Source organism: Cupriavidus pauculus (assembly GCF_002858765.1).
Lineage (GTDB): Bacteria > Pseudomonadota > Gammaproteobacteria > Burkholderiales > Burkholderiaceae > Cupriavidus > Cupriavidus pauculus_B.
This window is the reverse complement of record NZ_PJRP01000005.1, coordinates 156,366-169,291: the sequence shown is the minus strand read 5'-3', so window position 1 is coordinate 169,291 and position 12,926 is coordinate 156,366. Positions and strand designations below refer to the sequence as shown.

Here is a 12,926-nt window from a genome sequence, read left to right as displayed (position 1 = left end):
CTCAGCCCTTCCCTGCGCGCGCCGCCGCACTCACCGATCCGTCCCGGCGGCATCGAATGTTTCCAGCAGCGCGCGAACCTTCGCCGGCACGAGTCGGCGTGCCGGTGTCAGGGCGTACACCTTGAGAGGCGACGAAAGATGGTGTGGGAACAGTCGAACAAGCTTTCCGCTGTTGAGCTGGTCCTCGATATAGGCGGGTAGCAACCGCACGACGCCGAGGCCATCCACCGCGGCCCGCACGCGCATCTCCACGTTGTACGTACGGATGGTTGGCGAAAGCGCGATACGCTCCACCTCCTGGCCATCCTCCATGAGGTCCCAGTACTCGTCGTCCATGTCAACGATGGTCGGCCACGACGCAATATCCTGAAGCTTCCGAGGCAGGCCTCGCCTCGAGATCATCTCCGGCGCCGCGAAGAATGCGCGTTCCATCGCCACAACACGCTTGCTGACCAACGAGCTGTCAGGCAGGCGCGCGTCAGTCTTCACGAAAGCGATGTCATAGCGTTGCTCGAGAAGGTTGGGGATCTTCCGCGTATCGTCGATTTCGACCCGCAGCTCTGGATGCGCCTTGAGCAGCTTTCCCAGCGCCGGCGCCAAGTGCAGCCATCCGGTCTCGTACGGCGCCGCCAGCCGTAGCGTCCCCGATACCTTCTGTTGGTTGGATCTCGCATCGTTGTCCGCTTCCCGCAGTTCATCCAGCAACGGCTTGATGCGGTCGTACAACGTCTGGCCGAAATCGGTGACCCGGATCTTTCGGGTTGTCCGGTCCAGCAGCCTGTTGCCCAGTCGATCTTCCAGGCGGGAAAGCGAAAGACTGATTGATGACTTTGGAACGCCGGTCATATCGCTGGCGCCGGTAAAGCTGCCGGCCTCGACAACCCAGCAGAAATTCTCCCAGTCGTTCCAGTACGCAGCCTCGTCAGATCTTTTTTGCAGCATCAATTTGTACGGCACCGCTGCCGCCCCATTCGTTGACTCACCGCCGAGGATTGTTCCTGTTCGGCACCTGATGAATGGTACGAAGCCGGGGCCTTCTTCAGAGAATCATCCATAGCACTACCTGGCCAGTCTGTTCACGAATCACGCCAACCCGCAATGCAAGGCCCTTCGATTCGCCTATTGCATCACACCGTGATTTATTTCCCAGACCAGTGCCATGGACACCGACATGAGACGACGGCGTCGCTGGCCGGATGTTCGCCAACTTTGGCCAGATATCGCGATTCTTGTTCGGCACCGTGGGCGCACGTTTCACTACCATCCTTCTCACGGGGGCGCAGTGTTTCCACACGCCATCCCCTCGATGGGCGAATACCGGTATCCGCCCCAAGCACAGCAGGAGAACTATCGTGAAATCGCCCGACAACGGAGGCCGCAGATGGCTGTGGGTCCTCCTCCTCGCCCCCTACATCGGTCTGTTGTGGCCGCCGTTCTATAGCAGCGCCCAGCCAGCGTGGTTTGGATTTCCGTTCTTCTACTGGTATCAGTTCCTGTGGGTGCCCGTTACCTCGCTGTTGCTCTACATCGCGTACCGGAGCATGAAATGATCCATATCGCAGAGATCGATAGCGTGGCGATGGCAGTGTTCATTGCCTTCTTTGCCCTGGTGACCGTGCTGGGCTTTGTCGCAGCCCGATGGAAGCGCGGAGACTTGTCACAACTCCACGAATGGGGACTCGGTGGCCGGCAATTCGGAACCGTCATCTCCTGGTTCCTCGTCGGTGGCGACTTCTATACCGCCTATACCGTCATTGCGGTGCCCGCCCTGGTGTATTCCGTCGGCGCGTATGGCTTCTTCGCGATGCCGTACACGATCATCGTCTACCCGTTCGTATTCGCGGTCATGCCGAAGCTGTGGGAAGTGTGTCATCGAAAGAACCACATCACCGCCGCTGACTACGTACAGGGTGAAATCGGCGGCAAGTGGTTGCCGGCGGTGGTCGCCGTGACGGGCATCGTTGCAACGCTTCCGTATATCGCGCTGCAACTCATTGGCATGCAGGTCGTGATCAAGGGTCTCGGCGTGGATGGAGAGCTGCCGTTGATCGTGGCCTTTGTCATCCTGGCCGTGTACACCTATTCGAGCGGACTGCGAGCCCCCGCCATGATCGCCTTCGTCAAGGACATCATGATCTATATCGTGGTCATCGCGGCGATCTCCATCATCCCGAGCAAGCTCGGTGGATATGGGGCGCTGTTCCATGCCGCGGACACCTTCTTCCAGGCGAAGGGCGGCGCGACCGGCATCATTCTCAAGCCGTCGCAGTTCACGGCGTATGCGACGCTGGCGCTTGGCTCTGCGCTCGCCGGGTTCATGTATCCCCACACCATGACTGGCGTGCTGTCGTCGAGCTCGGCAAATACGGTGCGCAAGAACGCCATCGCCCTCCCGGCCTATACGTTGTTACTGGGCCTGATTGCCGTACTCGGCTACATGGCGATCGCCGCCGGGGTGCATGTCACCTCCGCATCCGACGTGGTGCCCGCGCTGTTCCTGAAGCTGTTCCCGTCCTGGTTCGTCGGTTTCTCCGCGGCGGCCATCGCGATCAGCGCACTTGTCCCGGCCGCCATCATGTCGATCGGCGCAGCGAATCTCTTCACGCGCAATCTGTACAAGCCGTTGGTCTCGCCCGACGTCACGCCGGAGAAGGAAGCAAAGACCGCCAAGCTGTTCTCGCTCGTGGTCAAGTTCGGCGCCCTGCTCTTCATCGTCGTGCTGCCCACGCAATACGCCATCGACCTGCAGTTGCTGGGCGGCGTCTGGATTCTCCAGATCTTCCCCGCCGTCGTGTTCACCCTTTACACCCGACGCCTCACGGCCCCCGGTCTGTTGGCGGGTTGGACGGTTGGCATCGTCGTCGGCACCGGCATGGCCATCTCGCTCGGTCTGAAGCCCGTTTATGCACTGCACATTGGCGATGGCGTGTATCCCACCTATGTCGGCGTGATCGCGCTCGCGCTGAATATCGTGGTGTCGCTCGTGGTCTCGGGGCTGACGCAGGGACGCCGGGTCAACCAGGTCGTCGGCGCCGCGACAAGCAAGTAGGTCTCCGGTATCCACGCCGCTCGTCCGGGAAGTGGCGTGGGCCGGCCAATGGAAAGTCGTTCAGGGATGGAATCCCAGACCTGGAGCTGGTCGAGTCGTTGCATTTTGTTATTTCCAATAGAAGCAGGAGGAGTTTCGATGAAGAAGGTTGTTGCGGTGATTGCCACATCCGTCGCCGCCAATGTGGTGTATGCGCAGACGAACGTCACGCTCTATGGCGTGGCCGACGCCGGCGTCGAGTACATCAATCATTCAGGAAAGAATGGGAATGGTCTCGCTCGCGTGACATCCGGAAACCAGTCCGGGTCGCGCTGGGGATTGAGGGGCGTCGAGGACCTGGGGGGCGGCACGAAGGCCGTCCTGCAACTGGAAAGTGGCTTTGACATCGACACCGGGAATTCCGGGCAGAGCGGACGCCTGTTTGGCCGTGATGCATACGTGGGTCTCGAGAGCCAGTACGGTGCGGTGCGCCTCGGCCGGCAGCAAACGTCCATGCGCGAGTTCGGCACTGCCTACGATCCCTCTGTCATTGCCGATCGCTATGGCGTTCTGGCGATGGTGCCGGAGTTTGGCGCGCGGGCCGACAATGCCATCAAGTACCTTGCCGCATTTGGCGGTTTGACCGCACAGGCCTTTTACGCGTTCCAGTCCAACGGCGCGGAAGTGGCCGGCAGCAACGTGTTCGGGCGGGAGTTCGGCGCCTTCGTCAACTATGCAACGGGTCCGTACTCGGTAGGTCTGGCCTATGACGACATCCATGCGGGGACACCGGCAAACCAGGCGCCAGTCATCCGACGTGTTTCCGTTGGGGGTACGTATGCGCTGGGGGCTGCCAAAGTGTTCGCGGGATACCGCCTGGCGAAAGCGTACGACGGCGCGAAGCTGACAGGTGCCCAGGCGCCGGATGCGGGATCCAGCTTCTACTGGGTCGGCATGACCTACAAGCTGACGCCGGCGCTCTCGCTGATGGGTACCGCGTACTACCAGGACTACAGCAAGACCGGGTCCGATCCGTGGCAGTTCGTCGTGACAGGCGACTACGCCCTGTCCAAGCGCACCGACGTGTATGCATCGATGTCGTATGCGCTCAACAAGGCGAATTCGCAGCTCGGCGTGAACGGCTTCAACAGCGGCAGCGGAACGGCTGCGGTCTACAACGTGCAGCCGGGCAAAGACCAGTTCGGCGCGGTGATGGGGGTCCGACATCGGTTCTAGGACAAACCTGGGCTGACCCGCCCCGGACGACCTGACGACAGGTTTCTTCATTCGGTGGTGAAACACTTTCCTCCGATTGGCGTGGTGGCCCGTTTGGCACCACGCCCTTTTCCTGGCTGCCGCCCATGGATTCCCAGGCACTTGCGTGCCACGAGATATTTCCAGAAAATCAGAGAACTTCCTCCCGTCCGGCGAGACAATGAGATGAACCAGTTTGAATCGATGTCTCTCCTGGTAGCGGTTGTCGATGCGGGCAGCTTTTCCTCCGCTGCGCGCAAACTGGGCGTGCCACTGCCGACCGTCAGCCGCAAGGTGGCAGACCTTGAGTCCTACCTCAGCACACGACTGCTGCATCGCACAACGCGAAAGTTGTCCTTGACGGAGGCCGGCGTCGCTTACGTTGAAGCCTGTCGACGCATCCTGGAGCAGGTGGGCGAGGCAGAGCGCGCTGCCGCAGGCGAGCATGCATCCCCACGCGGAGAACTTGTCATCACCGCCCCCGTGAACTTCGGGCGGCTGCATGTCGTGCCGGTGGTTGCCGAATTCCTGGCCGAGTACCCCGAGATCAACATCAACCTCGTGCTCACGGACCGTGTGGTCCATCTCATGGAGGAGCACGCCGACGTGGCGGTTCGTATCGGGGAATTGCCCGACAGCACGCTGATCGCGACGCGCGTCGGGAGCGTCCGCCGGGTGGTATGCGGTAGCCCCGCTTACCTGAAAGCGCACGGCGCCCCCGCCGCACCACGCGACCTTGCGACGCATCAGTGCGTGACATTCGACGTTATGGCGTCCATGCGCGCCTGGGTGTTTGGCACGGGACGACGGGAGATCGCCGTCCCCGTGCAATCGCGGCTTACCGTCAACACGGCGGAAGCCGCTATCGCAGCGGCAACGCTGGGTGTTGGACTCATCAGAGTCCTGTCCTACCAGGTCAACGATGCCGTACGCAGTGGCAGCCTTGCCGTTGTGCTCGAAGCATTCGAGTCTGCCCCGCTGCCGGTGAGCCTGGTGCACAAGGGAAAGGGACCGCTCCCGCTGAAACTCAGAGCGTTTCTCGATTTCGTCACGCCACGTCTGCGATCACGCACCGCGTCCCTGCTGGCCGCCACCGCGGGCGCATGACGGCTGCGTACCCGCGGTGACCAGACTAGAACATGTCAGCGGCAGATTGACCAATTGGCGGGTGGTCGACTGCTACCGGTTGCGAACGGGATGGAATAAACGGACCTGTGATCATCCCGCCATAGCTCTGGCCTGGGCCGACCATCGGAAACACGTCGGCATCTTCATCGATCATCACCTCCAGGAACGCCGGCCCCTTGAATTCAACAAAGGCCTTCAGGGTGTCTTCAAGCGCGTCCACATGTTCCACCCGCCGCGCGAACGCGAAGCCATCCGCCTGCGCCGCCAGGAGAAAATCCTTCCGATGCAACGCCTTGTCGCTCACGCACATGCGTCCGTCAAAGAACAGGCGTTGCCATTGCCGGATCATGCCGTCGCCGCGATTGTTCAGCAGCAGCACCTTCACCGGCACGCCATAGGTCGTCGCGGTCTCCATCTCGCCCAGGTTCATCCGGATACTGCCGTCGCCGTCAATATCGATGACAAGCGCGTCCGGGCGCGCAATCTGCGCACCGATGGCGGCGGGCAATCCGAAGCCCATGGTTCCCATGCTGCCCGACGTCAGAAAGCTCCGGGCTTCGCCAAACGGAAAGTACTGGGCCGCCCACATCTGGTGCTGTCCAACGCCGGTGCTGATAATCGCCCGGCCGCCCGTGATTTCACCCAGCAGTTCCACGACAAAATGGGGCTGAATCCTGGGATTGGCGCGATCGTAGTTCATGCGATAGCGTGACTTCAGTTCGCCCACGTGCTGTAACCATGGCGCATGTGCCAGATGGATCTCCCCGTGCTCCATGAGCGATCCCAGCGCACGTTTCGCGTCGCCAACATGGTTCCAGTGCGACCGCTTCACCTTGTTGATCTCGGCGGCGTCGATGTCAATATGCGCGACGTAGCGTGCATTCGGCGCGAAGGCGTCGGGCCGCCCACCGGCCACGCGGTCATCGAAACGCGCACCAATGGCAATCAGGAAGTCGCAATCCTCGACCGCATAGTTTGCGGATGCCGCGCCGTGCATCCCCAGCATGCCCAGATACCGCTCATGTTCTGGGGGCATGACGCCGAGCCCCATGAGCGTCGAGACCACGGGAATTCCATAGCGCTCGCAGAATTGACGCAACGCGGCCGTTGCCCCTGCGGCGATGACGCCGCCGCCGACGTACAGCAGCGGGCGCCGGCTTTGGCGCAGCAGTTCAAAGAATCTTTCGCGCTTCTTTCCTTCGAGCTTGTCGCCGTGAGCCACCCGCTTGAGGCGCTCCGAGTAACCGCGGAACTGTAGCGTGCCGTGCCCGTGATAGCGGCCAATCCAGTTCTGCACATCCTTGGGCACGTCCACGACTACCGGACCCGGTCGCCCCGTGCGGGCCACTTCAAACGCGGTCCGGAGCGTGTGCTCAAGCTTTTCAGGGTCCGTCACGAGAAACACCTGTTTTGCACAGGCCGACATGATGTTGAAGACGGGCGCCTCCTGGAAGGCATCGCTGCCGATGGCAGCACGCGGCACCTGGCCACATATCAGCACCACGGGCACCGAGTCGCCATTGCAATCGGCAATCGGCGTCACCGCATTCGTTGCGCCCGGGCCGGACGTCACCATGAACACGCCGACCTTGCCGCTTGCCCTGGCATAGCCTGCAGCCATGAATCCGGCGGCCTGCTCGTTCGCCGGCACCACCAGGTTGATCTGACGCTCCGGGGTGGCCTCGTGCCTGGCGTTGAAGCGGAACACGGCGTCGTAGGTCGGCAGAATCGCGCCACCGCTATACCCGAACACCGTATCGACGCCTTGCTCGCTGAGCACGCGAAGGATGATGTCGGCACCGGACATCACTTCGGCGGTGGCCGTCGATGTTTCGGTAGGAGAAGAAGGGGATTGTGTAGGTTGGAGCACGGGTCATTGACAAGGAGATCGGCACCGCATCTGCAGCCACCGGGGTGTATGGGCAATCTCTCCCTTCCAACTTGAGAACAGCGTATGTTCAGCGCCAGGCCGTGGACGCGCATTGACGGGTTCTCCGCGCCTTGCGGTCCAACGCACACCGGTTCAGTGTGCTTCCGGGAAATCGTGAGGGGGCTACGTCGAATTCTGTCAACGATTCGCTCGCCCTGCTCGCCACGATGCGCGCCTTGCAGGCCAAACATGAGCAGTTCCTGGCCACGAGGCCCTCGCCATGACTCAAGCAACATTTGGCCGCTCCGGGCCAATACACAGCGCGCGACCTTGCGACTTTTTCATGCGGAGAACAAGAGTAATTCGCATGAGGATGTGAAGGAAGGACTGCCGACGCCGCTTGGCAAAAAGCGCGTACAAGTTGGCCCGATACCGACGCGCTTCGGTCGCAAGAAATACTTTCGATCTCGTACATTGAACGCACCAACATTCGTGCTGCAAGGCGTGGAAGCCCCACCACAGCAAGACGCGCCTTATGCCGCCAGAAACAGGAGTCGGTCGTGTTCAATGCAATGCTTGAAGTCAGTCCTTTTCCCGAGCAGTCCGATGCGTATCTTGGCATGGCCAGGGTACTGCGCCCCGAGCTCGACAAGATAGACGGCTTCATTGACAACACCCGCTATGCAAGCCTGACCCGTGATGGCTGGCTCCTCTCCCTGTCGAGCTGGCGCGACGAAAAAGCGCTGGTACGGTGGCGGACCACAGCCAGCCACCACAAGGTCCAGCAGGCGGCGCGCGACCGGGTGTTCTCGGACTATCGCCTGCGGATTGGCGAGACCGCCCGCGATACGCGGCTCCCACCTGGCCAGGCCCTGACAACGCAGCGCCTTGATGTGACCGCATCCGGCGCCGGCAAGGCCGTGATCTTGCTGGACGCCAAAAGCTCCCCCGGCTGGCTCGATGGCGCAAGCGCCGATGAAGTCGCCATTTCCGTGGGTCTGAATCCCAAATCGCCGGGCCTTATCTCGTGGGATGTGTTCAGGGCGTTGCAGGCGCCTGACGAAGTCATCGCGGTGGCCACCTGGCGCGACGAATCCGCGGCGCTGGCCTACGAGATGAGTGCCCGCGTGCCGAACGACGTGCGCCAGCGCACGATCCGCATCGTCCGCGAGTACGGCATGTTCGACCGCCGCGAGGCACCGCAGTACTTCGACGAGGTACGCCGCGAAGCCTGACGCCTTCGCGACGGCGCCGAATGCCATGCCTTAAGTCGCCTCAAGTCGCCTCAAGTCGCCTCAAGTCGGAAGCACGATTCGATCGCCCACATCCAAGACCCATCGATTGTCAGGGAATTTTCATGAATACCGCCTCCAATTCCAAGCCGGCCGACGAGATGCTGCCGGCCGGGCAGCAGTCCCCTCCCCCTGCCCCGCCGCCCGCATCGCCTCCCGCTCAACCTGCCGCCGCCCAGGCGACGCTTTCGCTGCGGGTCGCCACGGGCCTGGTCGGGGTCCTGCTGGCATCGTTGCTGGCCATCCTCAACGAACAGGTCACCGCCCTGGCTCTTGCCGATGTCCAAGGCGCATTCCTGGTGGGGCGCGATGACGGCACGTGGATCACTACGCTGTTTGAGGCAGCCAACGTTGCGACGATGGTCTTTGCGCCATGGTTTGGCATCACCTTCACGCTGAAGCGGTTCACGATTGGTGCGGTGCTGGCGACGATGTGCCTGGGGGTGCTCTGCCCCTTCGCCCCGAACCTCGATGCGTTGTATGTGCTGCGCATCCTACAGGGCGTGGCCGGCGGCTGCCTCCCGCCCATGCTGATCATCGTGGCACTCCGCTATCTGCCGCCAAAGGTCAAGCTGTATGGGCTCGCAGGCTACGCCATGACCGCAACGTTCGGTCCTGCGCTTGGCACACCGCTCGCGGCGCTGTGGACCGAGTACGTCGGCTGGCACATGGTCTTCTGGCAAATCGTGCCGCTTGGCGTGGTGAGTTGCTTCGCCGTGCGATGGGGGCTTCCGGACGATCCGAGCAAGCTGGAACGGCTTGCCGCATTCAACTGGACCGGATTCCTGACCGGCTTCCCCGCCGTGGCCATGCTGGTCATCGGTCTGATGCAAGGCGACCGTCTGGACTGGTTGCACTCGCACTTCATCCGCGTGATGTTTGGCGGCGGCACCCTGCTGCTGGTCGTGTTCCTCTTCAACGAGTGGTTTCACCCGCTGCCGTTCTTCAAGCTCCAGTTGCTTGCGCGCAGGAATTTCGCTCACGGGCTGATGACCCTTGCCGGCGCGGTGATCCTGCTGGTCGGCGTGGCCGCCATTCCCGGCCAGCATCTGGCCAGGCTGCACGCCTACCGACCGCTCCAGACGGCACCGCTGTCATTGCTCGTTGCACTGCCGCTGCTGCTGACGCTCCCGCTGACGGCAGCGATTCTGAACGTCCGCAGAGTCGACTCCCGATGGGTCATGGCGACGGGACTGTGCTTGATGGTCGCGACGTGCCTGCTTGGCAGCTACGTGACGTCGGAATGGATCCGCGACAACTTCTTCTGGCTTCAGTCGCTGCAGATCGTCGCGCAACCGATGTTGATCCTCGCGATCCTGATGGGGGTCACCACTGGCTTGCCGCCTACCGAGGGCCCGTTCGCATCCGCGATGTTCAACTCCCTCAAGACCTTCTCGGCGGCTGCCGCGACGGCGCTGATTGAAGGAATCGGCACGGGACGCGAGCGCTTCCACTCGAACATGCTCGTGGATCACGTTGGCAACCATCTCGGCATGACGGGGCGCAGTCTCGACACGGCGCAGCACCTCGGACAGCTCGCCCATCGCGTTCACGAGCAGGCGCTCGTGCTCACGTCGGCAGACCTGTACCGCCTGATGGCTTGCCTTGCCATTGGACTTCTGGCCCTCGTCCCCCTTCTTCCCGTGCGGATCTATCCGCCCTGGTGCACCACTCCGCCTTCCAAACACTGAGTAGAGGTCAATCATGTCTTCCGCAAAACGTCCCCCCCTCAAGAATGTCCGCCTTGCCGCGGCCATCGTTGCCGCTGGCGTCGTTGTCTGGGCCTGCACCGGCCTGATGTTCCGATCGAACAGCGAGTCCACCAACGATGCCTATGTCGCCGCCGACTTCACGCTGGTCGCCCCGCGGGTGGCTGGCCAGATCTCCGAAGTGCTGGTGGAGGACAACCAGTGGGTCAAGGCAGGTCAACTGCTGGTCCGCCTTGATGACCGCGATTTCCGGGCCGCGTGGCAAAGCGCCCAGGCCGACGTACTGGCCGCCAAGGCGCTCGTCGCCAACTTCGATGCGGAGATCGCCAGGCACCCCGCACTCGTCCTGCAGGCCAAGGCAAAGCTTCAGTCCGACGACGCGTCCATCTCGTTCGCGCGCGCCAATGCCTCCCGGTACCAGAATCTCTCGGAGGCCGGCGCCGGCACGGCACAGGAGCAACAGCGCGCGTCCAGTGCCCTCGCGGAGCAGCTCGCGCTGCAAGCCCATGATCGCGCGGCGTTGAGTGCCGCCGAACAGAATCTGGACGTGTTGCGCACGCAGCGGGACAAGGCGCTGGGCGCCCAGGCGCGCGCCGAGGCAGCGCTGGAACAGTCCAGGCTGAATCTGTCCTACACCGAGATCCATGCACCCGTCGACGGCAAGATCGGGCGACGCTCGGCACGCGTCGGTGCGTACGTCACGACCGGCAGCCCGGTGCTCGCGATTGTTCCCGTCTCCGATGCGTACGTCGTCGCGAACTTCCAGGAGAACCAGATCACGCACATGCGGCCCGGCCAAAGTGCCCGTATCCGGGTCGACAGCCTTCCCGGCGTCGAGATCCAGGGGCATATCGACAGCCTGGCTCCCGCCACCGGCGTCAGCTTTGCAGCGATCGCCCCCGACAACGCGACCGGCAACTTCACCAAGATCGTCCAGCGCGTGCCGGTGAAGATCACGATCGACCATGACCAGAAAGCAGCCACCGAGTTGGGCGTGGGCCTCTCTGTGGTGGCCGACGTGGATATCGGACAACGTAGTGAAGCGCCCAGCCAGGGGGGCACCAAGCCATGAACACCAATGCCTTCCCCCTGCGCACCACCGCGCTCGCGTTACTCGCATCGCTCGCCTTGGCCGGCTGTGCAGTTGGCCCGGACTTCAAGCGTCCGGAATCGTCCACGCCGGATGTCTTCCAGCGACTCCAGTCCGCGCAGTCCGAAAGCCGGCCGGTTGACACCCAGTTCAATGCAGACTGGTGGACGTTGCTCAATGATCCCCTGCTGAACGAACTCGAGGGTCGCCTGGCACAGGCAAACCTGGACGTGGCGGCGGCCTCGGCACGCCTGGGACAGAGCCGGGCGACGCAGCAGGTGGTCGGGGCCGCCCAGCTTCCAAAGCTGGATGGTGCCGCTTCCTACTACCGTGAGCGCGGCAGTCCCAACGGGATTCTCTCGCTGCTCGGCGTCGCGCCCAACGCAAGTCAGACGCAGTCGGCGTCTGGCGGCTCCCCGACCGGCGTCGCGCCGATGCCGGGATCAAGCGGCTCGCCGCCGTTCGATGTCTACCAGTTCGGCTTCGACGCTTCCTGGGAAATTGATGTCTGGGGCCGTGTGCGACGCAGTGTCGAAGCTGCCGGCGCGCTCACCGAGGCGTCCTTCGAGGACCGCAATGCCGTCCTGTTGTCTGTCCGCGCGGAACTGGCGCGCGACTATGTCGAATTGCGCGACATCCAGTCGCTACTGGAGATCGCAAAGCAGAACCTGGCCATCGCCCGCGACACCGCAAAGCTGACGCAGGTGCGGTCCCGCGAAGGGGTGACGACCGACCTTGATGTCGCCAACGCCTCTGCGCAGGTGGCGTCGATCGAGAGCCTGATTCCGACGCTCGAGGCGCGGCGTGATGCCATGATCAACGCGATTGGCCTGTTGCTGGCCGAGGAGCCCGGCGCCCTTCGGCAGAAGCTGGGCGAGGCGCGCGACATGCCAGCGCTGCCCGCAAGTGTCCCGGTTGGCCTGCCGTCCGAAATCGTGCAGCGTCGACCCGATATCCGGCGTGCCGAGGCGCACCTTCACGCCGCGACAGCGTCCATCGGCATGGCGAAAGCCGATTTCTATCCGCGCATCATCCTGAATGGCAGCGCGGGGTTCCAGAGCTTGCAGCTTTCCAACCTGGCCGATTGGGCCTCGCGGCAGTTTGTCATCGGCCCGTCGATCTCCATTCCGATTTTCGAGGGCGGCCGACTCAAGGGCACGTTGCATCTGCGCGAAGCGCAGCAGCAAGAGGCAGCCATCGAATATCGGCATACCGTACTCAAGGCATGGCGCGAGGTTGACGACGCCCTGGTTGCATACGATGCCGAGCAACGGCGGCGCGACAAGCTCGTGACGGTAGTCTCAGAAAACCAGCGGGCACTTTCCATCGCCCAACAGCGATACAAGGCGGGCGCCGTCGACTATCTTGACGTGCTCAATGTTCAGCGCCAACTCCTGCAGTCCCAGCGCAATCTCGAGGAGAGCCGCGCCGCGGCCGCCACGAATCTGATCGTGCTCTGCAAGGTGCTGGGCGGGGGTTGGGAATCGACCTACGGCAAGACCACCGTCGTCAACTGACAGCGCGCATCACTGGCCTGGATGACGATTCCAGGCTC

General features: G+C 62.7%; 10 protein-coding genes. 8 read left to right on the top strand and 2 right to left on the bottom strand.

Annotated features, from left to right (window positions below):
• Positions 1-30 precede the first annotated feature (30 nt).
• The gene (locus CYJ10_RS13445) at positions 31-957 is read right to left on the bottom strand and encodes a LysR family transcriptional regulator (protein ID WP_257993304.1); all 927 of its coding nucleotides are present in this window, start codon (positions 955-957) and stop codon (positions 31-33) included.
• Positions 958-1,349: 392 nt separating this feature from the next.
• Between CYJ10_RS13445 and CYJ10_RS34715 the strand changes: the two genes are divergently transcribed.
• The 4 genes from CYJ10_RS34715 (at position 1,350) to CYJ10_RS13425 (ending at position 5,389) form a co-directional block, all read left to right on the top strand.
• Positions 1,350-1,550: a DUF3311 domain-containing protein gene (locus CYJ10_RS34715; RefSeq protein ID WP_374703264.1), complete on the top strand. Its 201-nt coding sequence runs from the start codon at positions 1,350-1,352 to the stop codon at positions 1,548-1,550.
• Positions 1,547-3,049: a monocarboxylate uptake permease MctP gene (gene mctP, locus CYJ10_RS13435; protein ID WP_101681989.1), complete on the top strand. Its 1,503-nt coding sequence runs from the start codon at positions 1,547-1,549 to the stop codon at positions 3,047-3,049. Before CYJ10_RS34715 ends, mctP begins: the two co-directional genes overlap by 4 nt.
• Before the next feature lie 138 nt (positions 3,050-3,187).
• Entirely contained in the window at positions 3,188-4,264 is a 1,077-nt protein-coding gene (locus CYJ10_RS13430) for a porin (RefSeq protein ID WP_101681987.1), read from the top strand.
• Between the two features lie 204 nt (positions 4,265-4,468).
• Positions 4,469-5,389: a LysR family transcriptional regulator gene (locus tag CYJ10_RS13425; protein ID WP_101681986.1), complete on the top strand. Its 921-nt coding sequence runs from the start codon at positions 4,469-4,471 to the stop codon at positions 5,387-5,389.
• Positions 5,390-5,414: 25 nt separating this feature from the next.
• Here the strand turns inward: CYJ10_RS13425 and ilvB are convergent, their stop codons facing one another.
• Positions 5,415-7,217, bottom strand: a complete 1,803-nt coding sequence (ilvB, locus tag CYJ10_RS13420) for a biosynthetic-type acetolactate synthase large subunit (RefSeq protein ID WP_101681985.1) — start codon at positions 7,215-7,217, stop codon at positions 5,415-5,417.
• A 623-nt stretch (positions 7,218-7,840) separates the two neighbouring features.
• Between ilvB and CYJ10_RS13415 the strand changes: the two genes are divergently transcribed.
• From CYJ10_RS13415 to CYJ10_RS13400, 4 genes are all read left to right on the top strand, one after another.
• On the top strand, positions 7,841-8,515 hold the full coding sequence (locus CYJ10_RS13415) for an antibiotic biosynthesis monooxygenase (protein WP_101681984.1): 675 nt from the start codon (positions 7,841-7,843) through the stop codon (positions 8,513-8,515).
• 122 nt (positions 8,516-8,637) lie between these two features.
• Entirely contained in the window at positions 8,638-10,263 is a 1,626-nt protein-coding gene (locus tag CYJ10_RS13410) for an MFS transporter (RefSeq protein ID WP_101681982.1), read from the top strand.
• A gap of 13 nt (positions 10,264-10,276) precedes the next feature.
• A complete protein-coding gene (locus tag CYJ10_RS13405) occupies positions 10,277-11,353 on the top strand; it encodes an HlyD family secretion protein (RefSeq protein ID WP_101681981.1) in 1,077 nt (358 codons plus the stop codon).
• Positions 11,350-12,888 (top strand): efflux transporter outer membrane subunit, encoded by a 1,539-nt coding sequence (locus tag CYJ10_RS13400; protein WP_101681980.1) that lies wholly within the window; start codon positions 11,350-11,352, stop codon positions 12,886-12,888. The genes CYJ10_RS13405 and CYJ10_RS13400 overlap by 4 nt, the downstream gene beginning before the upstream one ends.
• Positions 12,889-12,926: the final 38 nt, after the last annotated feature.